Annotated in this window: 20 protein-coding genes and 1 pseudogene; 7 read left to right on the top strand and 14 right to left on the bottom strand. The window is 63.5% G+C overall.

The features are described from left to right. Positions 1 to 72: 72 nt before the first annotated feature. Positions 73 to 627 carry a DUF4142 domain-containing protein gene (locus EOB49_RS17680; RefSeq protein WP_127321344.1) on the bottom strand — a complete coding sequence of 185 codons (555 nt, stop codon included), beginning with the start codon at positions 625 to 627 and terminating at the stop codon, positions 73 to 75. A gap of 211 nt (positions 628 to 838) precedes the next feature. After that, positions 839 to 1582, bottom strand: coding sequence for a DUF899 family protein (locus tag EOB49_RS17675; RefSeq protein ID WP_164781713.1), 744 nt, complete (start codon positions 1580 to 1582; stop codon positions 839 to 841). A gap of 145 nt (positions 1583 to 1727) precedes the next feature. On the opposite strand from EOB49_RS17675, the pseudogene EOB49_RS17670 reads away from it, so the two are divergent. Next, a pseudogene (locus tag EOB49_RS17670) lies at positions 1728 to 2062 on the top strand (hypothetical protein). Between the two features lie 11 nt (positions 2063 to 2073). Here EOB49_RS17670 and EOB49_RS17665 read toward each other — a convergent pair. From EOB49_RS17665 to EOB49_RS17645, 5 genes are all read right to left on the bottom strand, one after another. After that, a complete protein-coding gene (locus EOB49_RS17665) occupies positions 2074 to 2898 on the bottom strand; it encodes a carbohydrate ABC transporter permease (protein WP_127270437.1) in 825 nt (274 codons plus the stop codon). A 1-nt stretch (position 2899) separates the two neighbouring features. After that, positions 2900 to 3772, bottom strand: a complete 873-nt coding sequence (locus tag EOB49_RS17660; RefSeq protein WP_245472733.1) for a sugar ABC transporter permease — start codon at positions 3770 to 3772, stop codon at positions 2900 to 2902. A 116-nt stretch (positions 3773 to 3888) separates the two neighbouring features. Then, positions 3889 to 5157: an ABC transporter substrate-binding protein gene (locus EOB49_RS17655; protein WP_127381722.1), complete on the bottom strand. Its 1269-nt coding sequence runs from the start codon at positions 5155 to 5157 to the stop codon at positions 3889 to 3891. 284 nt (positions 5158 to 5441) lie between these two features. Then, on the bottom strand, positions 5442 to 5930 hold the full coding sequence (locus EOB49_RS17650) for a GNAT family N-acetyltransferase (protein ID WP_127326851.1): 489 nt from the start codon (positions 5928 to 5930) through the stop codon (positions 5442 to 5444). A gap of 5 nt (positions 5931 to 5935) precedes the next feature. Continuing rightward, positions 5936 to 6841 carry a lytic transglycosylase domain-containing protein gene (locus EOB49_RS17645; protein ID WP_127381721.1) on the bottom strand — a complete coding sequence of 302 codons (906 nt, stop codon included), beginning with the start codon at positions 6839 to 6841 and terminating at the stop codon, positions 5936 to 5938. A gap of 181 nt (positions 6842 to 7022) precedes the next feature. Between EOB49_RS17645 and EOB49_RS17640 the strand changes: the two genes are divergently transcribed. After that, a complete protein-coding gene (locus EOB49_RS17640) occupies positions 7023 to 7592 on the top strand; it encodes a methylated-DNA--[protein]-cysteine S-methyltransferase (protein WP_127381720.1) in 570 nt (189 codons plus the stop codon). Between the two features lie 13 nt (positions 7593 to 7605). Here the strand turns inward: EOB49_RS17640 and EOB49_RS17635 are convergent, their stop codons facing one another. Further along, positions 7606 to 7935: a hypothetical protein gene (locus EOB49_RS17635; RefSeq protein ID WP_023809723.1), complete on the bottom strand. Its 330-nt coding sequence runs from the start codon at positions 7933 to 7935 to the stop codon at positions 7606 to 7608. Between the two features lie 295 nt (positions 7936 to 8230). Here EOB49_RS17635 and EOB49_RS17630 point away from each other — a divergent pair, with 295 nt between their 5' ends. Both EOB49_RS17630 and EOB49_RS17625 read left to right on the top strand, forming a co-directional pair. Beyond that, entirely contained in the window at positions 8231 to 8443 is a 213-nt protein-coding gene (locus tag EOB49_RS17630; RefSeq protein WP_010910991.1) for a cold-shock protein, read from the top strand. A 269-nt stretch (positions 8444 to 8712) separates the two neighbouring features. Next, entirely contained in the window at positions 8713 to 8913 is a 201-nt protein-coding gene (locus EOB49_RS17625) for a hypothetical protein (RefSeq protein WP_027039317.1), read from the top strand. Between the two features lie 202 nt (positions 8914 to 9115). Here EOB49_RS17625 and EOB49_RS17620 read toward each other — a convergent pair whose 3' ends face one another. From EOB49_RS17620 to EOB49_RS17610, 3 genes are all read right to left on the bottom strand, one after another. After that, the gene (locus EOB49_RS17620) at positions 9116 to 9724 is read right to left on the bottom strand and encodes a glutathione S-transferase family protein (protein ID WP_127322770.1); all 609 of its coding nucleotides are present in this window, start codon (positions 9722 to 9724) and stop codon (positions 9116 to 9118) included. A 265-nt stretch (positions 9725 to 9989) separates the two neighbouring features. Beyond that, complete coding sequence (locus EOB49_RS17615) at positions 9990 to 10838, bottom strand: EAL domain-containing protein (protein WP_127381719.1); 849 nt, start codon at positions 10836 to 10838, stop codon at positions 9990 to 9992. Next, complete coding sequence (locus EOB49_RS17610) at positions 10835 to 11728, bottom strand: EAL domain-containing protein (RefSeq protein WP_127321442.1); 894 nt, start codon at positions 11726 to 11728, stop codon at positions 10835 to 10837. The genes EOB49_RS17615 and EOB49_RS17610 overlap by 4 nt, the downstream gene beginning before the upstream one ends. 208 nt (positions 11729 to 11936) lie before the next feature. On the opposite strand from EOB49_RS17610, the gene EOB49_RS17605 reads away from it, so the two are divergent. Next, positions 11937 to 13139 (top strand): pyridoxal phosphate-dependent aminotransferase, encoded by a 1203-nt coding sequence (locus EOB49_RS17605; protein WP_127381718.1) that lies wholly within the window; start codon positions 11937 to 11939, stop codon positions 13137 to 13139. A gap of 62 nt (positions 13140 to 13201) precedes the next feature. Here the strand turns inward: EOB49_RS17605 and EOB49_RS17600 are convergent, their stop codons facing one another. Next, a complete protein-coding gene (locus tag EOB49_RS17600; protein WP_127381717.1) occupies positions 13202 to 14719 on the bottom strand; it encodes an MFS transporter in 1518 nt (505 codons plus the stop codon). Positions 14720 to 14865: 146 nt separating this feature from the next. Then, positions 14866 to 15261 (bottom strand): cupin domain-containing protein, encoded by a 396-nt coding sequence (locus tag EOB49_RS17595; RefSeq protein WP_127326844.1) that lies wholly within the window; start codon positions 15259 to 15261, stop codon positions 14866 to 14868. A 311-nt stretch (positions 15262 to 15572) separates the two neighbouring features. Between EOB49_RS17595 and EOB49_RS17590 the strand changes: the two genes are divergently transcribed. Beyond that, positions 15573 to 17624 carry an elongation factor G gene (locus EOB49_RS17590; protein WP_127267438.1) on the top strand — a complete coding sequence of 684 codons (2052 nt, stop codon included), beginning with the start codon at positions 15573 to 15575 and terminating at the stop codon, positions 17622 to 17624. Positions 17625 to 18344: 720 nt separating this feature from the next. Further along, complete coding sequence (locus EOB49_RS17585; RefSeq protein WP_127381716.1) at positions 18345 to 18842, top strand: isoprenylcysteine carboxylmethyltransferase family protein; 498 nt, start codon at positions 18345 to 18347, stop codon at positions 18840 to 18842. Positions 18843 to 18866: 24 nt separating this feature from the next. On the opposite strand, the gene EOB49_RS17580 is transcribed toward EOB49_RS17585, so the two are convergent. Beyond that, entirely contained in the window at positions 18867 to 19763 is an 897-nt protein-coding gene (locus EOB49_RS17580) for a LysR family transcriptional regulator (RefSeq protein ID WP_023809733.1), read from the bottom strand. Positions 19764 to 19768 lie beyond the last annotated feature (5 nt).

The following is a 19768-nucleotide window of genomic DNA, read 5'->3' as shown; positions in this document are numbered from 1 at the left end:
TCTCCCCGCTTGAGGGGGAGATGTCCGGCAGGACAGAGGGGGGCGCCGTAGAGCGTCGGCCTTGAACCGCCCTCACCCCTGATGCGCGGCGGCCAGTTCTTTGACGTGTTTTTCGTGCATCTGCAGCGTCGGCAGGGTTTTCTTGGCGAATTCCTTCATCGCCGGGTCGTCGCCGGATTGCGCATAGCCGCTGAACAGCGCCACGGCTTCCTTGTGGGCGTTGGTCTGCATCTCGATGTATTTGGCCTGGAACTGATCGCCGCTGGCGCCCTTTAATTCATCGAGCATCTTCTGCTCCTTGGGCTGCAGGGCTGGACCGGACGGTGCGGTGGCCGAGGTTGTCTGGCCCTGGGCAAGCGCCGCCTTGAATTCCTCGCCGGCCTTGGTGTGGTCGGCGATCATCTGTTTGGCGAACGCCTTGACGTCGGCATCGGTCGCCTTCTGCTCGGCGAGCTTGCTGGACTCGATCTCGAACTCATTGGCGCTCGGCACCGTCTTGATGAAGGTCGAAGTGTCGACCTTCGTCGTCGTAGCGAGCGGCGTGGTCGTGGCGGTCGTGTTCGACTGGGCAAAGGCCGGCGCGCCGGCAAGCAATGCTGCTGCGGTCAGAATGGTAAGCGTCTTCATGGCATGTCTCCGGTTGGAATTGTCCCTCGGACAATCCAACGTCGCTTGGGCACTCCGGTTGCAGCTCTTGAGGAAGAAGCCTGCGCATGTCGCCTCAATTGCCCCACCGTATCCGTGCCTGACGCGAACGCTCGCCGATGCCCTCGTTCGAGCCAGCCCATGGGACTCATGTTCCGAAAACTGAAACGCGGCGGCTGGCCAGAGCTGCCTTTCAGTGGCAACACGCCTCGCCATATTGCAGCTGCTCGTTCCAGTTCGGGCGGCCTTCCGGCGTGAAATCCATCAGGTTCCACAGCGTTTCGCAGGTGCCGAGGCTGCGCGGATCCTGGCCCGGCTCCGTCGGCGCGAAATCCAGTTCCGAACTCCAGAAATGGCGTATGCCCTCGCCGTCGCGGTGAAACACCGACAGCAGCGGGATCTGTGAGCCGTCGGCCGCCTCCGCATTGTAGTCGCGCTTGAAGCTGTTGGAAGCCGAAGACACCAGCCGCATGTTGTGCCAGCCCCTGTCGAGGCCGAGCGTGACCAGGTTTTCAAGCGCGGTCTTGCCCACCACCGCGAAATTGAAGCCGGCGGCCTGGAGATGACCGACCGCGCCGTCGAACTGGTCGAGCAGCGCCGTGCAGGAGGGGCATGGCTGGTCCTGCCGGGCGAGCTTCGCCGTACCGCCGCTGGTCGCCACCTCGCGCTTTTCCTGCGGGTGGCGCGGGAACATCAGATGATAGAGGATCAGGCTGTCCTTGCCGGGCGCGAACAGCTCCGACAGCTTTATCTTTGCAGGCCTCCCATCACCGTCCAGCCCGTCGAACTCATAATCCTGGCGGACCAGGCCGCCCGGCGGCAGCGCGCGCCGGGCCTCGGCGACCTCTTCCATGGCGCGGCGCAGCTCGATTTCCTTCTTCAGCAATTTTTCGCGCGCGGTGCGGTATTTGGCGGATTCATTGGGAAAGGTGATCATGATCGGCTCCTTCAAGTCGCGGCGCCGGCGTCCCGGCGCGGTTGCTCTGCGACCCAAGGACGTTCGGCGGCGATCGGTCCCGACATTTATTGCGCATCGTAAGATGTCGTAATACCTGTTCGGGCAGCGTGATCCGGGGAACAACATGCACGACGGCGAGATCGATCTGCGCTGCCCGCAAGTGGTGGCCGACAATGCCGCCAAGGGCCTCAGGCTGCGCGGCGAGTTCGGCCGTGGCGGCACCGAGATCGGCGTCGCCCGAGCCACCGAGCTGAAGAACCGGGAAAAGCTCGCGCCCTCCACCATCCGCCGCATGGTCAGCTATTCGCCCGCCACGAGATCGACAAGCGCGGCAGGAACTACGACAATGAGCAAAACCCTTCGGCCGGTTATATTGCCTGGCTGCTGTGGGGCGGCGACGAAGGCCGCGCCTGGGCGCTGGAGCTTAAGCAGAAGATCGGCAACGCGCCGGACATCTGAGGACTCGTCCCTCACCCCTTGACCCCGCCCGCGGTGAGGCCGGAGACGATTTTGCGCTGGAAGATCAGGACCAGCACCACCAGCGGCACCGTGACGATCACCGAGGCGGCCATGATGTTGCCCCATGGGATCTCGAACTGCGAGTTGCCGGAGAGCAGCGCGATCGCCACCGGCACGGTCCGCTGTGCGTTGTTGGAGGTGAAGGTCAGGGCAAACAGGAACTCGTTCCACGCGCCGATGAAGGCCAGCAGGCCGGTGGTTGCCAGCGCCGGCCACATCAGCGGCAGGAAGACCCGGGTAATGATGAGCCACGGCGTCGCGCCGTCTAGGATCGCCGCCTCCTCGACCTCGACCGGCAGGTCGCGGACGAAGGTGGTGAGCACCCAGACGGTGAACGGCAAGGTGAAGATCATGTAGGAGAAGATCAGCGCGAACAGCGAATTGTAGAGGCCGAACAGGCGGACCAGTTCGAACAGCCCGGCCAGCAGCGCCACCTGCGGGAACATCGACACCGACAGGATGATGAACAGCAGGGCCGAGCGGCCGCGGAATCGAATGCGCGCCAGCGCATAGGCCGATGTGACGCCGAGCAACAGCGAAAGGGCAACCACCGCGCCGGAGACGAACAGCGAGTTCAGCAAGTTGCGCACGAAGCTGCCTTCGGTCAGCACATTCCGGTAGTTGGCGAGGCTGATCGTCGTCGGCCACAGATCGGCCCGGAACAGGTCGGTCCCCGATTTCAGGCTGGTGACGATGGCATAGTAGAACGGGAACACGGCGACGAAGACGATGACCGCGACCAGCAGGTAAAAGGCCGTGCGCTTCACGATCCACATGTCAGCGGCCTCCGTCCAGGCTGATCCGGCCGATGCGGATGGTGACGATGGTGAGCAGAGCGAGGATCAGGAAAAGCAAGGTCGAGGCGGCGGAGCCATAGGCGAACTTGTCGAACTCGAACAGGTTCTCGCGGGCGAATACCGACATCGACTTGGTGTGCACATTGCTGGGCGTCAGCACATAGATCAGGTCGAAGATGCGCAGCGCATCGAGCGCGCGGAAGATCACGGCCACCATCAGCGCCGGGCGGATGAGCGGCAAGGTCACCCGCCAGAAGATCTGCCAGGGGTTGGCGCCGTCGAGCCTGGCGACCTCGATGATCTCCCTCGGCAGCATCTGCAGCGCGGCCAGGATGAGCAGCGTCATGAACGGTGTCGCCTTCCAGATATCGACGATGAGGACGGCCGCCATCGCCGTGTCGGCGTCGGCCGTCCAGGCGATCTTGGTGCTGATCAGGCCGAGGTTGAGCAGCACGACATTGATGATGCCGAACTGGTCGTTGAGCATCCATTGCCACATCTTCGCCGAGACGATCGTCGGGATCGCCCAGGGGATCAGGATCGCTGCCCTGACGATGCCGCGGCCGGCGAATTCCGCGTTGAGAACCAAGGCAACGATGGTGCCGAGGATGGTTTCGCAGGTCACCGAAATCACCGTGAAGCGCACCGTGTTCCAGACCGCGCGCCACCAGACCGGATCGACCAGCAACCCGTCATAGAGGGTCCGGCCGCTCGGCATGTGCAGCACCGAGAAGTAATTGGCGAAGCCGACCCATTGGCGCGCGTCGAGGTTGGCCAGCGAGGCGTCGGTGAAGCTGAAATAAACCGTGCGGGCAAGCGGCCAGCCGGCCGCCCCGGCGAGCACCAGCAGCATCGGCGCCAGGAAAAGCCACGCCGAGCGAACGCGCTGTGCCGTCAACGGCGATGGCCGACGGCGAACAGCCTGTGTCTCCGACGCCGCACGGGCGTCGGTCCCTGTCGGCACTGTGGTCACCAGCCGTTGCCCTTCAGCTTGGTCAGCATCGCTTCGAGGTCGGCCAGATTGTCGGCGGCGGTGCCGTCGCCCGACAGCGTGTTGTGAACGGCGTTCCAGAACTGGCTCGAGGCCTCGTTGTATTTGATCCTGGCCGCGGCCGACGGGCGCGGCACCGCATTGAGAAATATCTGCTTCCAGCGCGGAATAATCGGCTGCTCCCTGGCAATGTCGGCATCGTCATACAGCGCCTGGATGGTCGGCAGGTTGGACGTCTTCAGCGCGCGGTATTTCTGCATCGCGGGCGAAGCGATGAACTTGACCAGCCCGATCGCGGCATCCGGATGCTTCGAATATTTGGAGACGGCGAGATTCCAGCCGCCCAGGGTCGCGACCGGGCGCGCGCCCTCGCCCGTGCCGGCCGGCAGCGGTGCCACGTCGAACTTGCCCTTGATCGGCGAGCCCTCGCCGTTGGCGAGCGCATAGGCATAGGGCCAGTTGCGCATGAACACCGCATTGCCGGTCTGCCAGACGCCGCGCGATTCCTCTTCCTGGTAGGCGAGTACGCCGGGCGGCGCGATGGTCCCGACCCAGCCCTTGATCATATCGAGCGCCGCCGCCGCTTGGCTGTTGTTGATGGAGATGGAGCCGTCCGGCTCGATGATCTGGCCGCCGCCATTCGACATCACCCATTCGAGCGCGTTGCAGGTCAGCCCTTCATAGGCGTTGCCCTGGAAGACGAAGCCCCAGATATCCCGATTGCCAGCCGCACGCTCCTTGTCCATGACCAGCCTGGCGGTGTCCGCCAGTTCCTTCCAGGTGGCCGGCACCTTGGCGCCATATTTGTCGAGGAGATCCTTGCGGTAGTAGAGCGCCGGCGCATCGGTGAAGATCGGCAAGGCGACGAGCTTGCCGTTGACGGTCTGTGACTGGATGATCGATGGGAAATGCTCGGCCACGACGTCCTTGGTCGCCGCGGTCAGATCCACGACCTGGCTGGCGAGCTGCGGTGCCCAGATCACGTCCGTCTGGTAGACGTCGATGTCACTGTTTCCCGCGGCGAGCCAAAGCCGGTATTGGCCGAACTGGTCGGTCCCGGACGTCGGCATGACGACGATGCTGACCTTGTTGCCGCTGTCTTTCTCATAGCGGTCGAGGATCTCACGCAGCACCTTGATGCCGTCGCCAGTATCGCCCGACACGATCGACAACTCGACGGCCCGCGCCGGCGTACCAACCAGCATGGCGGCGATGCCGAGCGCCAGGAATGCGGGGAAAAGCTTCATGGTGGGTGGATGTCCCTCCGCAGCCGGCCACGGAAATGCTCCCACCCGCCGGCAGCTTGTCAGGCCCTCACCTCCCATTGAATGCGAAGCGGCGCTTTGGGTTCCCAAATCGCGCCGTTCCTGCGTGAGGCGACACCCATCAGGGTGTGTTAAGATTCAGGTCAGGCCGAGTCGAAAATGGTGGTTTCCGAGAACCGGAGCGGAGCGTACTTTTGGGTACGTGAGCACCGGAAGCGCAGGAAGCCATCATTTGCAGGCCGGCATCACCTGAATATCAGCACACCCTAGCCTTCCCAGGCGACAGGCATCATGCCCAGCCGCTCATAGAGCCGGACGGCGGCGGGATTCTCGACCGTGTTGGTCTTGAGGTCGACATGGTCGGCGCCGCGTTCGCGAAAAACGGCGAAGGCGTGCCACATCAGCGCTTCGGCAACGCCCTTGCCGCGAGCCTCGGGATGAACGGCTAGATCCTTGACGAAGGCGCGGGTCCAGCACAGTGCCGCTGCCGCCAGCCGGCCCTTGGCGTCGATGACGAGGAAGCACAGTGCCGGGTCGAATTCGGGATCGTCGGCGATGCGCGGCCACCACTCGTCGAACGGACCGTCGGCGCCGTCGTCGAACACTTCGGTCAACAGCGCATGCAGGGGCAGCGCGTCACCGGGCTCGAAGCTGCGCATGACAAAGCCGTCGGGCCAGTGCGGCGGAACCAGCGTCTCGTCGAGGATTTTGCGCAGCCGGATGTCGTTGAGAGCCGGCGGGCGCGGTTCAGGCATCGCGCTCAGGCGTCGGGCTGCAGGCGACGGCGCTGGCGGTCGCGGCCAAGGCCGGTCGCCTCGAGCAGGCCCTTGCGCTTGGCGTCGTAATAATAGCCGGTCTGGTAGAGCCAGTCGGCCTTCTTGGCGTTGCCGCCGGCCACCAGCCAGGCGCCCCGCAGATATTTGACCGCGTATTTCAGATTGGTATCGGCGTCGAACAGGCCCTTGGCCGGTCCGTCATAGCCCATGCCGCGCGCCGTCGCGTGTTTGATCTGCATCAGCCCCCAATGGCCGTTGTTGTAGGCTTTCGGGTTGAAGGTGCTCTCGCGGTTGACGACATGGCGCACCAGATCCACCGGCACCTGATAGATCGCCGCGTATTTCTCGATCAGCCGCTCGACATCGCCACGCACGCCCGTCGCGTGTTCTTCTTGCACGGGCCCTGCCGGGAACTGGACCAGGGCCGCCGGGTTCTGCGGCACGACATAGGCGACTTGCTGGACGCCGGGCATGCGATCGCCCTTGGCGGTTGCCGGCACGACCAGCCCCGCGGTCGTATAGGTCTCGGCCGCCTTGACCGGCTTGCTCGCATTTGCTGGTGGCGGCGCCTGCCAGGCATTGGCGGTCATCACCGCGGGCACGGCTGGTGCCATCGGTGTCGATCCGGCAAAAGCGGCGGTCGCCGCAGCCGGCTGTGCGGCGGGATCGAGCGGCAGCTCGGCCGTCTGAACGGGGGCGATCCCTGATGATTCCGGCAGCACCGAAACCGTCTCCGGCAGCGGCACGGTGAAACCGGCGTCAGTGCCGGCGACGGTCGCTGTTTCGGTGAGAGCAGGCGCGGGCTTCATCTGCGAGGTCGACGTGCAGCCGCTGATGCCGGCGGCGGCCAGGATCACGCCGATCGCGATAAGGTTGAGTTTTGCTGGCAAGCCGCGCTCGGGTCCGGTTTGTCGGGTTGTTAAGAAATTCCTTACACCAGCGATTCAGGCCGGGCAATCGGGGCGCTCAGGTGGTTTTCGGGTGGCGAGAGGCAGGCGGTGGTGCCATATTGTTCCGGATATGTACCGGAACGAATCCCGGATTTCGCCACTTTGCGGGAAGGAACGCATCATGGTCACGACAGTTTCGATCACGGCCGGCCACGCAGTGTTAGAAACAGTGATCGGTTTCATGGGCATTGCCTGGAGCGAAAAGGGCCTGATCCGGCTCTGCCTGCCCGAACGCAGCCGCGAGGCGGTGGAGCGGCGCCTGCTGCGCCATGGCGGCGTTTCCAGTGCCACGGCGCAGCCGCCATGGGTGGTCGAGCTGATCGCGGCGATCAAGGCCTATGCGGCGGGCGAGGACATCGATTTCTCCGCCGTGCCGGTCGATCTCGACGGCGTCGACGATTTCCGCCTCGCCATTTACGACGCCGCGCGAAAACTCTCCTTCGGCGAAACCACCACCTATGGCGAGCTGGCCAAAACCGCCGGCCATGCCGGGCTCGCCCGCGAAACCGGGGCCGCCCTTGGCTCAAATCCGGTGCCGCTGGTCATCCCTTGCCATCGCATCCTTGCCGCCGGCGGCAAGATCGGCGGCTTCTCGGCGCCCGGCGGATCGATCACCAAGGAGAAGATGCTGGCCATGGAAGGCGTGCGCGTCGGCCCTCCGCCACCAGCGCAGGTGTCGTTCGGGTTTTGATGTAGGCAGGTGCCTAGTTGTTGTGGAAGAACCGCCGGCGGAAATGCCGGTCATTGTCCGGCCGCTTGCAGTTGTAGACCGGGCAGGACTTTGTGTCGGCGCTCGGCACGTAGGCCCGTGTCCTCACCTCGCCCATGCTGCAGAATCGCTGGCTCTGCACATAGCGGTCGTAGAGCGGCAGTCCCGGCACCCGCTTCGACTGGTAGCGCAGGATGACCGCCCCTTGCCGGGCGATCGTCCCCTGAACCTTGCCGCAGCTCATACGCGTCGGGTCGTAGCGCGAGATCGCCTGCGCCTGAGCGGCGACAAGCGTCAGGCAGGCGGCAAGCAGAATGATTTTCATGGTCCTCTCCCCAAGATCCCCTCCCAAGCGGGTGTGGATCGAGCGCCCACAGGCTCCGATCATCGCGACGCTCTCACGCGATTGGGGCGGCCATTGGGCGGCGCCCTCATCACGGCTTTCTCACGCAGTCTTGTTTTTCGTGCGAAAGCAGCCTATATGCCTTCCATTGATATTTCGGCCGATCGATCCGGGCCTCGCGATAATCGCGTTTGCTGACGTCTATCTCCAAAATCTCGATGCACACCGGCTGGACCTCGGTCCGGTCAATCTAAAGCAAATGTGAAGGACTATCTAAATGGCAACTGGAACGGTCAAGTGGTTCAACGCCACCAAGGGCTTCGGCTTCATTCAGCCTGACGCGGGCGGCGCGGACGTTTTCGTCCACATCTCCGCTGTCGAGCGTGCTGGACTGTCGACCCTGGTCGAAGGCCAGAAGATCAACTTCGAGATCGAGCAGGACCGCCGCACTGGCAAGTCGTCCGCTGGATCTCTGAGCAAGGCAGCCTGATTTTGCGATAGCGCGCGCCGGGCGAGAGCTCGGGGCGCGCGGCAAGTCACGGATGTACTGACAGTCGCGCGAGAAGCGCGCTGGAGCGGAAAGACCCGACAAGCTGGATCAGCAGATAGCTGCCAGCCCGGACCGGACCCTCCCGATCAGGCTACCAAGCATGGAAGGCGGGATTTATCCCGCCTTTTTGCTGTCTGGGGTTAGGTGCTGCAACGTGCGCTACAGTCCCACCGATGGTACTTTTAGCCTAGTAGTGGTATCATTCGGCCATGACCAAGCTTGAGCAAATTGAAAAATCCGTTGCGGAACTGAGCCCTGAAGAACTGAAGGCGTTTGCTGCCTGGTTCGAAGCGCTTCGGGAGGATATGTGGGATCGGCAGATCGAGGCCGATGCGAAAGCCGGCCGATTGGATAAGCTTGCCGAACAGGCACTGACGGACCATCGCGCTGGTCGGACGCGGCCTCTGTGAATCACGTCGCCTCCCCATCCTTTTGATCCCTCGCTGCATTTCAAACAGGTCGGACGCTACTGGTCTGCGCGAGTTGACGACAATTACCGGGCTGTTGCCACCCGCACCAACGATGATGTGATCTGGTTCTGGATCGGCACCCATGCGGACTATGATCATCTCTTGAAGTAGCTACCCATCCGCCCACCTGGCGCGGGACAAACTACCCCATCCACCCGATCAGCACATGCCCCGGATCCGCTTCCACTCGGCCAAGCCAGGCCGCCACCGCCGGATAGGCGTCGAGCTGGAAGCCGCCCTGCTCCGCCGTATGCGTATAGGCATAGAGCGCGATGTCGGCGACGCTGAGCGCGCTGCCGGCGAAGAAGGCATTGTTTTCCAGATGCCTGTTCATCACGCCGAGCGCCTTGTTGCCGCGCTCCAGCGTCACCGCCAGCCGCTCCGGGGTCGCATCCCCAGCACGTTCGGGGAAGGTCAGCAGCGCCTTGCGCACGGCAATGTAAGGCTCGTGGCTGTATTGCTCGAAGAACAGCCATTGATAGGCAAGCCCGCGCTCATACCTGTCCGCCGGCAGGAAGCGTGTGCCTTCGGCGAGATAGAGCAGGATGGCGTTGGATTCGGCCAGCCGCCGGCCATCGTCGAACTCGAGCAGCGGCACCATGGCGTTCGGATTCTTGGCGACAAAGTCGGCTTTGCGCGTATCGCCGGTGTGCGAACTCACTTCGACATTGGTAAAGCCAAGGCCAAGCTTGGCCATCAGCAGGCGCGGCTTGTAACAATTGCCGCTGTCGATCATGCCGTAAAGTATCATGGCTGTTCCCCGGAGCACTGTCTCCGCGCGATTATCGCAGCGGCGGCGGTCTCAACCAATGATTTGTTTTGGTACGACGATCAGCGCCGCTGATGTGTGAATCGCCGAAAATCTGAGGCCGTTGAAGGGCATGTTGAGATTCAGGTCAGGCCGAGCCGAAAACGGTGGGTTCCGAGAACCGGAGCGGAGCGTACTTAAGTACGTGAGCACCGGAAGCGCAGGAAGCCGCCGTTGCAGGCCGGCATCACCTGAATATCGACATGCCCTAGCCAAAGAGGGGCACGACCTTGCTGTCCCGGCCCAGCAGTGCATCGATGACCAGCGGTTTCTCCTCGAATACCGTGCCGGCCAAGGCCGGACGGGCAAGGAGAAAACCCTGCAGCAGGTCGACGCCGCCTTCGAGCGCGACGCGCAGATGGGTGGGCTGCTCGATGCCTTCGACCAGCACCTTGGCGCCGCGGTCATGCAGGCTGGAAACCAGCGGGCGGAAGAACCGTTCGGCGGCAGCGTGGCGGCAGAACTCCGCGAACCAGGTGCCGTCGATCTTGACGATGTCGGGCTTGAGCAGGCTCACCCGCTCCTCGGTCGAGTGCCCGGTGCCGAAATCGTCGATGGCGATGCGGATGCCGTCGCGCCGCATCTCGCGCACCAGCCGCACGAGAAGCGCGTCGTCCGCCGCCTGTTCGGTGATTTCGCAGACCAGCATGGCCGGCGCCAGGCCGAACTCGCCGAGATGCCTGGTCATCAGGCGAATCTCGGCCAGTGCCCGCCCGGCATGGTCGTTGATCAACGGGTTGTAGTTGAAGAACAGGTCGAGCCCGTCGACGCCGATGTTGCGGAAATTCCTGAGATGCAGCGCCCGGCACATGGTTTCCACAAACAGCCGGTCCGAGACGGCAACGCTTTCAAAGAACACCTTCGGCGCGCCGGGGCGGCCGGCACGGTGCGGCTCGATCAGGGCTTCGGCCGCGACCGCGTGAAGCGACCGGCCGCGCGGCGCGAAAATCGGCTGATAGGCGCTACGCAGGCGGAACTCGCCATAGATGCCGTATTCGATGCCGACTTCGTCGACCTGGATCGCATCGCCGACATTGCGCCGCCGATCGTCTCTCATGTCGCCACCCGGCGCCCGAAGGCCTTGACCGGCCGCGCCGAAGGCATTGCCGCGGCAGGAGCAGCCGTGTCGACGGCAGCAGCGGCAGGCGCCTGCCTGGCCTTGTCGAAGACGCCAAAGCTGGTCGGCGCCAATTCGGGCCGCGCCAGCACGAAACCCTGCACCATCGACGCCCCCGATTTCTCGGCCAGCTCCAGTTGCCAGCCCTCCTCGATGCCTTCGAACACCGTATGGATGCCTTGCTCCTCGAAGTTCTTCACCATGGTGGTCAGCAACGCGAAGCCGGCGCCGGACTCCATCAGCTGCGTGATCCAGTAGGCATCGAACTTGACGATATCCGGCTTCAATTCCTTGACCCGATTGATGTCGGAATCGTCGGCGCCATAATCGTCGACGGCGATGCGAAAACCGTTGGCCCTCAGTGCCGCGACGAAGCCGTGCAAGGCTTCCTGCGACGCCGACCGCTGCTCGGTCACCTCGCAGACGACGCGACGCGGGTCGATGCCGGCCTCGTGCAGCACGAGCCGCATTTCGCGCAAGGCAGCGTCGGCAACGGCGCGTTCGGTGAACACTGACGGGTCGAAATTGACGAAGATCGATGCTTCCCGCGGCAGGCAGGCACCGGCGTTGAGAAGATGCAGCGTCCTGGTCAGCGCCTCGATATGCAGCCGGTCGGCGGCCGGGCAGGTCGAGAAGAAATTCATCGGCGATTGCGGCTCGCCGTCGCGGAACGGTCGGATCAGCCCTTCGAACGCGACCACCGACAGCTTGCCTTCCTTGAAAGCGAAGATCGGCTGGAAGGCGCTTTGCAGCGTGTAGATACCCCAGACACCGGTGGAGGTGCCGTCGTCCTGACGGATGATGTGGGCAAGCCCGACGCTGCGCGACACGGTTCCTCGCTCCGCAATTGGTCTGCCATCCTGCCACTCAAGCCTCTACCGCTCGTTAATGAATTTATTGTTGCCGACCCCGGGTCCCGATCACAGCTCCTTGAGACCTGGATCAGCCGACAATGCTTGCGTTGCGCGAAATCATGCGACATGAGAAGCGCCGCGGTCGCTCCTGGCCGCGCCGATCTTCCATGGAGACGTCAAGCTCATGGCCTTTCTTGCCGACACCCTTTCCCGCGTGAAGCCTTCCGCCACCATCGCGGTCACGCAGAAAGCGCGCGAGCTGAAAAATGCCGGCCGTGACATTATCGGGCTTGGCGCCGGCGAACCGGATTTCGACACGCCAGACAACATCAAGAATGCGGCAATCGAGGCGATCCGCCGTGGCGAAACCAAGTATCCGCCGGTTTCGGGCATCGTGCCGCTGCGCGAGGCGATCGCCAAAAAGTTCAAGCGCGAGAACAATCTCGACTACAAGCCCGAGCAGACCATAGTCGGCACCGGCGGCAAGCAGATCCTGTTCAACGCCTTCATGGCGACGCTGAACCCCGGCGACGAGGTCATCATTCCTCGCCCCTATTGGGTCAGCTACCCCGAGATGGTGGCCATATGCGGCGGCACCTCCGTGTTTGCCGACACCTCGATCGACAACGGCTTCAAGCTGACCGCTTCCGTGCTGGAAAAGGCGATCACGCCGAAGACCAAATGGCTGCTGATGAACTCGCCGTCGAACCCGTCGGGTGCCGCCTATACCGAAGCCGAATTGCGCGAGCTGGCCGACGTGCTGTTGAAGCATCCGCATGTCTGGACGCTGACCGACGACATGTACGAGCACCTGACCTATGGCGATTTCGTCTTCAGGACCATCGCCGAGGTCGAGCCTAAGCTCTACGAGCGCACGCTGACCATGAACGGCGTGTCGAAAGCCTATGCAATGACCGGCTGGCGCATCGGTTATGCGGCGGGTCCGGTCCAAGTGATCAAGGCGATGGACATGATCCAGGGTCAGCAGACATCGGGCGCCTGCACCATCGCGCAATGGGCATCCGTCGAGGCGCTGACTGGCCCGCAGGATTTCATCGCCAAAAACAAGGCGATCTTTCAAGGCAGGCGCGACCTTGTCGTGTCGATGCTCAACCAGGCACGCGGCATCACCTGTCCGTCGCCGGAAGGCGCCTTCTATGTCTATCCTTCCTGCGCCCAGCTGATCGGCAAGAAGACCAAGGCCGGCAGGCTGATCGACACCGACGAGACCTTCTGCTCGGAACTGCTCGAAGCCGAGGGCGTCGCGGTGGTGTTCGGCTCGGCCTTCGGCCTCGGGCCCAACTTCCGCATCTCCTACGCGACCTCGGAGACGCTTCTGGAAGAAGCCTGCACACGCATCCAGCGTTTTACGGCTTCGCTGACCTGACCGACGCACTATGAACGCAAAAACCCGGCTTCACCGCCGGGTTTTTTAATGGGCCGTCAGCCTCACGCCTCGTGCTTGGTCTCTTTGGCTGAGCGCGCCTCGGCCGGCGCCAGCACGGCAACCAGCAATGCGGCGGTGAGGAACGCGCCGATCGCTGCCGTCAGCATCGCGGCGTGGAAGCCGCCGGCATAGGCGGCAGCATAGAGTTCATGCACGCCGCTTTCGCCCATCGCCGCATCGGTTGCGAAATCATGCCGTGAAATCGCAGCACGCGCCACCGCTTCCGCGTTGGCGACACCGGCATCGCCGAGATACCCGGTCAAAAGGTTGGTTGCCCGCATGCTCATCAAGGCGCCGAGCAAGGCGATGCCGATGGCAAGGCCGCTCTGGCGGGTGGCATTGATGACCGCCGACACCATGCCCGAGCGTTCGCGCGGCGCATAGGACATGGCGGCAGCGCTGCCGGTCGGGATTGCAAGCGCGTTGCCGAGGCCGCCAATGGCGAACAGAAGGCACAGCATCGCATAGGGCGTCGAAGGGCCGGCCCAGCACATGCCGAGCATGGACAGGCCGATAGCAACATAGCCGATGGTCATCAGCGCGGAGTGGCCATAGCGGGCGCTGAGCCTGCCGATCCACGGCGACACCACGATCTGGACGATGAAGGCCGGCGCCATGCGCAGGCCGGTCTGCGTCGGCGACCAGCCCTGCACCTGCTGCAGGAACATCGAGAAGAAGAAGACGCTGGAATAGGAGGTGAAGCCGAGCGCGAACGAAGCGACATTGGCGACGGCAAAGCGGACATCGCGGAACAGGTCAAGCGGCAGCATCGGCCGTGCCGTGCGCGCCTCGAAGCCGAGGAAAGCAGCCAGGCCGACGACCCCGGCGACGAGCGCCGCGACGGTCCTTGGCTCGCCCCAGCCGTTCTCGCCGGCCGAGATCAGGCCAAAGGTCAGCGCCCCCAGCCACAGGATGCTGAGAGCCAGGCCGATAAGATCGAGATGCGCATGTTCGGGATGCGCCGTCTCGTTGATCGAAGCAGCACCGAGCGCGACCGTGATCAAGCCAAGCGGCAGGTTGATCAGGAAGATGCTTTGCCAGCCGACGGTCTCGACCAGGATGCCGCCGAGGACGGGACCAACGAGCAGGGAGATGGCGGCGAACGACGCCCAGCCGCCAATGACGCCGGCACGCTGGCGCGCATCGGGAAAGGCCTGCGTCAGGATCGACAGCGCGCCTGGAATGAGCAGCGAGCCGGCGATGCCCTGCACCACCCGGCCGGCCAGCAGCACCGGCAGGTTGGGCGCGACGGCACAGATCAGCGAGCCGGCCACGAAGATGCCAACGCCGGCCAGCCACGAGCGCTTGCGGCCATAGCGGTCGCCGATCAGGCCGGACGACAGCATGAAGGCGGACAGGCACAGCGTGTAGGCGTCGACCACCCATTGCAGGCCGCCGAAATCGGTTTGCAACGCCTGCTGGATGGTCGGCAGCGCGACATTGACGATGCTGACGTCGAGCAGAGCCACGAACGAACCAAGATAGACAGCGGCGACCAGGGGCAGACGGTGCTTTGACAATGGCTATATCCAGACGTGAGTTTCGCAATCACCTACGTCACTGACTGACGGTCAGTTGAACGGACGGGCATGGCGCTGTCGATCACGCTATTGAGTTGAAAATATCGCGGCTGGAACAGAAGCCCGGCTTCCTACGGACTGAGCAATCAGCCGCCATATTGCTCCGCGGTCACCGCTTCCAGCCAATCGGCATGGACATCGTCGAGCGCCTCCTGCATGGCGATATGCGTCATCGCCGATTTCGGCGCCGCGCCATGCCAGTGTTTTTCGCCAGGCGCGAACGAGATGACGTCGCCGGCCCTGATCTCCTGGATCGGGCCGCCCCACGTCTGGGCAAACCCGGCGCCCACCGTCACGTACAGCGTCTGGCCAAGCGGATGCGTATGCCAGTGGGTGCGCGCGCCCGGCTCGAAGCTGACCAGCGTGGCCCGCAGCCGCGCCGGCGCCTCTTTCTCGATGATCGGCGTCTGCAGCACCCGGCCGGTGAAGTATTTTTCCGGCGCGATGACGGTCGGCACGCTGCCGCAGGCGATGATCTTCATGGGTCGATGGTCCTTCAAACAGCGGGCGACGGGTCGCCTGTTTTCAGTTTCGGCCGATATCGGTCGACGTGCAACAGCTTCCCGCTGCCAGCCCCAGCATATGATCCGCACGGTCCACTGCCGAGCAAAGGGTTTCTATTTTTCTTGCCCTGCCGGCAAACAAGTGGGACGATGGCTTTGGGCAGGTGGCACTTGAAAAGAACCCCGCCCGCGACGGTCGAACAGGCCGGCCGCCGCTCAGGACCGATTGACCAAGCCTGAACCATACATGCCAGTCGGTCCTACGGGAAACGCCTGAGTGGAGGTCAGTCATGGGTACTCGCGCCGGAGGACGACGCACGGGACCGAAATGCATTGCCATAGTCGGTCCCTTCGCAAGCGGTAAGACGACACTTCTCGAAGCCATATTGGCCCGTACGGGCTCAATTCCCCGACAAAATCCCGTTTCATCAGGTAACACCGTTTCAGATCATTCGCCCGAGGCGCGCGCCCACGCCATGAGCGTCGAGGCGACGGTCGCCACGACCGAATTCATGGGCGAGCAGATCACCTTCGTCGACTGTCCCGGTTCCATCGAATTCTCTTTCGAGGCCGAACCGGTGCTGGCCGCCTGCGACCTCGCGGTCGTCGTAGCCGAGGCCGATGAGAAGAAGATCCCTGCCCTGCAACTGATCATGCGCAAGCTCGACGATCTCGGAGTGCCGCGCATTCTGTTCCTCAACAAGGTCGACAAGGCAATCACCGGCGTGCGCGACACGCTGAAGATGCTGCAGCCGGCCAGTGCCGTGCCGTTGCTGCTGCGCCAGATTCCGCTGCGCAAGGACGGCGTCGTCATTGGTTCGATCGACCTGGCGCTGGAGCGCGCCTACATCTATCGCGAATATGCCGAAAGCGAGGTGGCGCAGATTCCCGGCGACGACAAGGCGCGCGAGCTCGAAGCGCGTTTCTCGATGCTGGAGACGCTGGCCGACCATGATGACCAGTTGATGGAACAACTGCTCGAGGAGATCGAGCCGCCCAAGGATGCGATCTTCGACGACCTCGCCGCCGACCTGCGTGACGGTGCGGTGATCCCGGTGCTGATCGGCACCGCCGAGAAAGGCAACGGCGTGCTGCGCCTCCTGAAGGCGATCCGCCACGACGCGCCCGACATCGAGGCGACCCGCAAACGGCTCGGTGCACCCGACGGCGCGGCTACCCTGGTCCAGGTGATGAAAACCATCCACACCTCGCATGGCGGCAAGCTGTCGGTGTCGCGCATCCTCTCCGGTCAGGTCGTCGACGGTTCCGAACTCTGGCTGCCCGGCGGCGACACGGCCAAGGTTTCCGGCATCTACCGGATGCTCGGCAAGGACCAGTCCAAGCTCTCCATCGCCAAGGTCGGCGACACGGTGGCACTGGGCAAGCTGGACGAGGTCAAGACCGGCCAGACGCTGAGCTCGGCCAAGGGCGGCATCAAGCCCCTCGTCCAGTTCGAGCCGCCGCAGCCGGTCTTCGCCTTCGCGCTCCGCCCCAAGGAGCGCAAGGACGAAGTGAAGATGTCGGCTGCCATCCAGCGGCTGGCCGAGGAGGACCCATCGCTCAGCCTGCGCCACAATCAGGACTCGGCCGAAACCGTGCTGTCGGGCCATGGCGAGATGCATCTGCGCGTGGTGCGCGAGCGGCTGGAAGGCAAGAACCAGATACCGGTCGAAGGTCATCCGCCGGCGGTGCCCTATCGCGAGACGATCCGCAAATCGGCGCAGCAGCGCGGCCGTCACAAGAAACAGTCCGGCGGCCATGGCCAGTTCGGCGACGTGGTGATCGAGATCAAGCCGCTGCCGCGCGGTTCCGGCTTCCAGTTCACCGACACCATCACCGGCGGCGTCGTGCCCAAGACCTACATCCAGTCGGTCGAGACCGGGGTCCGCGACTATCTGAAATCCGGGCCGCTTGGCTTTCCGGTCGTGGATGTCGCAGTCAACCTATCGGACGGCTCCTATCATGCGGTCGATTCCTCCGACATGGCCTTCCAGATGGCGGCCAGGCTGGCGATGAAGGAGGGCATGGCCGCGTGCTTGCCGGTGCTCCTGGAGCCCGTGATGAAGGTCGAGATCGTCACCCCCTCCGATGCCACCTCGAAGATCATCGCTCTCATCCCGCAGCGGCGCGGCCAGATCCTCGGCTACGACGCGCGACCCGACTGGCCGGGATGGGATGTCGTCGAGGCAACCATGCCGCAAGCCGAGATCGGCGACCTGATCATCGAGTTGCGCTCGGCGACCGCGGGCGTTGCCAGCTATCGTGCCGTCTTCGACCACATGGCCGAACTCACCGGCCGTCTGGCCGACGACGCCATGAACACCAACGGCAAGGCCGCCTGATGGCGTGGCGTTCCTCTCGAACCTGATTCGGGGGAACAAAAGAAAACGACGTCCGGCGGGGACCGGACGTCGTTTTGTTCGCGGACCGTTTCCTTGGGAGGTAAAACGTCAGGTCCGCCGCATTTGGTACCGCCGAGTTCGGCGGAAAAACGGTTCGGACGCGGTAGCCGCCTGAGCCCGGGCCGTACGAGTGATGCCCCCATCTCCCGTCCGAACCACACCGCGTCCTATGATCTACATAGCAGGTCGCGGGCGTCCGGGATATGTTACCAGAGGTTACATGTCACCGTTACGTGGCAATTGTGATGGAATTTTTGGCCGGCCCAGCAGGGCACAGGCAACAAAAAAGCCGGATCAATGAAGATCCGGCTGAGTTTGATTGGAGTGCCTGTTAAGGCTAACCTCCAGAGGGGAACACTCGAGGGCGCTAATGGGAGGAGAACGCGCCCAGGAGATGATCTATATATGTGCTCATCATGCCCAAGAAACAAGCATCTATTTTGCAACACACACATGCAAAAAGACGCAGGCTGTGGTCTAACCCATTCCAGAAGCCAATAGGACCAGCAAAATCGTCGAAATGGAGCGCTGAATCGGGCAATTGCAACTACAGAATCGCTAATCTCGGCTGGCTTTCGGCTCGAAATGCCAAAACTGGGCAATGATGTGGAAGCGGGCAGCAGGCGTGCATTTCTAAGGCAATCGCGGAGCAAGCAGCCAATGCGGAGGTTTTCGGCGATCGCCGGCAGTGCGGCCTTCTTCATCGCGGCGCCCTGCGTGGTTGCCGGACTGGTGCCCTGGCTGTTGACCGATCGCTGGGGCTTGCCCTGGTCGAGCCTGCCGGGCTTTGCCCCTGCTGGCGGGCTTCTGATCGTTGCCGCGGGCGCGGCACTCCTGCATGCCTTCAGCCGTTTTGCGCTTGAGGGCCTGGGCACACCCGCACCGGTCGCCCCGACCGAGAGGCTGGTGATCGGCGGCATCTACCGCCATGTCCGCAACCCGATGTATGTCGCCGTGCTGTCGATCATCCTCGGCCAGGCGCTGCTGTTTTCGAGCTGGGCGCTTGTCGCCTATGCCGCCGTCAGCGCTGTCTCCATGGGCGCCTTCGTCAGGCTCTATGAAGAGCCGACGCTTAGCCGCCGTTATGGCGCCGAATACGACACCTACCGCCGCAACGTGCCCGGCTGGCTGCCTCGGCTGATGCCCTGGCGGGGATAATCCCGTAGGGCGTGAAAACGAAAATCAGAAGGACCAGCTTCGGGCCTTAGCGATGATGAAGTCCCGGAACACATGCAGCTTGGCCTGGTTCTTCATCGCGTCGGGATAGGCGAAATAGGTGTCGAAAGACGGCACCTCGGTCTCCGGCAGCAGCTGCACCAGATCGGAGTCCTTGCTGATCACATAGTCGGGCAGCATGGCGATGCCGGCACCGCCCTGCACCGCCCGCTTGATCGACAATATGTCGTTGATCTGCAGCGTCGGCACCCTTTGTCCGCCTTCGAAATCACCGACCGTTTCCAGCCAGTTCAGCTCCGACAGATGCGACGGCACCGGCACGCCGAAGGTGACGATGCGATGGGCCTTCAGTTCGGCGACGGAAGACGGCTTGCCGTGCTTGGCGACATAGGATGGGGCCGCGTAGAGATGGAAATGCACGGTGAACAGGCGGCGCTGGATCAGGTCCGGCTGCTGCGGCTGGCGCAGCCGGATGGCGCAATCGGCCTGGCGCATGGTGAGATCCAGCTCCTCGTTGGCGAGGATCAACTGCAGGCTGATTTCGGGATAGAGTTCGATGAATTCCTGCACCCGCTCGGTCAGCCAGCCGGCGCCCAGCCCCACCGTCGTCGTCACCCGCAGCACGCCCGACGGGCGATCCTTGGTCTCGGTCAGCCGGGACTTGATGGTCTCCAGCTTCATCAGCACGTCATGCGCCGTGCGAAACAGCATCTCACCTTGCTCGGTCAGCACCAGCCCGCGGGCGTGGCGGTTGAACAGCGGCACGCCGACATCATGCTCGAGCGCGCTGACCTGCCGCGAGATCGCCGATTGCGACAGATGCAATGTCTCGGCCGCATGGGTAAACGACCCCGCCTCCGCCGCAGCGTGAAACACGCGTAGCTTGTCCCAGTCCAACGCCATGATTC

The organism is Mesorhizobium sp. M7A.F.Ca.MR.148.00.0.0, from assembly GCF_003997735.1.
Classification (GTDB): Bacteria; Pseudomonadota; Alphaproteobacteria; order Rhizobiales; family Rhizobiaceae; genus Mesorhizobium.
Note: the sequence above shows the minus strand (reverse complement) of the source record. Positions and strands in the feature narration are given on the sequence as shown.

Excerpts from the sequence above, each read along its gene's own strand:
- EOB49_RS17675 (WP_164781713.1), bottom strand. The coding sequence starts at position 1,582 with ATGATCACCTTTCCCAATGAATCCGCCAAATACCGCACCGCGCGCGAA.
- EOB49_RS17660 (WP_245472733.1), bottom strand. The coding sequence starts at position 3,772 with ATGCTGCTGGTGCTCGCCGGGGCGGCCGGCTGGCCGCTTGCCCGCACG.
- EOB49_RS17605 (WP_127381718.1), top strand. The coding sequence starts at position 11,937 with ATGGCCTTTCTTGCCGACACCCTTTCCCGCGTGAAGCCTTCCGCCACC.
- EOB49_RS17630 (WP_010910991.1), top strand. The coding sequence starts at position 8,231 with ATGGCAACTGGAACGGTCAAGTGGTTCAACGCCACCAAGGGCTTCGGC.
- EOB49_RS17620 (WP_127322770.1), bottom strand. The coding sequence starts at position 9,724 with ATGATACTTTACGGCATGATCGACAGCGGCAATTGTTACAAGCCGCGC.
- EOB49_RS17615 (WP_127381719.1), bottom strand. The coding sequence starts at position 10,838 with ATGAGAGACGATCGGCGGCGCAATGTCGGCGATGCGATCCAGGTCGAC.
- EOB49_RS17580 (WP_023809733.1), bottom strand. The coding sequence starts at position 19,763 with ATGGCGTTGGACTGGGACAAGCTACGCGTGTTTCACGCTGCGGCGGAG.
- EOB49_RS17635 (WP_023809723.1), bottom strand. The coding sequence starts at position 7,935 with ATGAAAATCATTCTGCTTGCCGCCTGCCTGACGCTTGTCGCCGCTCAG.
- EOB49_RS17585 (WP_127381716.1), top strand. The coding sequence starts at position 18,345 with ATGCGGAGGTTTTCGGCGATCGCCGGCAGTGCGGCCTTCTTCATCGCG.
- EOB49_RS17665 (WP_127270437.1), bottom strand. The coding sequence starts at position 2,898 with ATGTGGATCGTGAAGCGCACGGCCTTTTACCTGCTGGTCGCGGTCATC.
- EOB49_RS17680 (WP_127321344.1), bottom strand. The coding sequence starts at position 627 with ATGAAGACGCTTACCATTCTGACCGCAGCAGCATTGCTTGCCGGCGCG.
- EOB49_RS17640 (WP_127381720.1), top strand. The coding sequence starts at position 7,023 with ATGGTCACGACAGTTTCGATCACGGCCGGCCACGCAGTGTTAGAAACA.
- EOB49_RS17595 (WP_127326844.1), bottom strand. The coding sequence starts at position 15,261 with ATGAAGATCATCGCCTGCGGCAGCGTGCCGACCGTCATCGCGCCGGAA.
- EOB49_RS17625 (WP_027039317.1), top strand. The coding sequence starts at position 8,713 with ATGACCAAGCTTGAGCAAATTGAAAAATCCGTTGCGGAACTGAGCCCT.
- EOB49_RS17650 (WP_127326851.1), bottom strand. The coding sequence starts at position 5,930 with ATGCCTGAACCGCGCCCGCCGGCTCTCAACGACATCCGGCTGCGCAAA.
- EOB49_RS17590 (WP_127267438.1), top strand. The coding sequence starts at position 15,573 with ATGGGTACTCGCGCCGGAGGACGACGCACGGGACCGAAATGCATTGCC.
- EOB49_RS17655 (WP_127381722.1), bottom strand. The coding sequence starts at position 5,157 with ATGAAGCTTTTCCCCGCATTCCTGGCGCTCGGCATCGCCGCCATGCTG.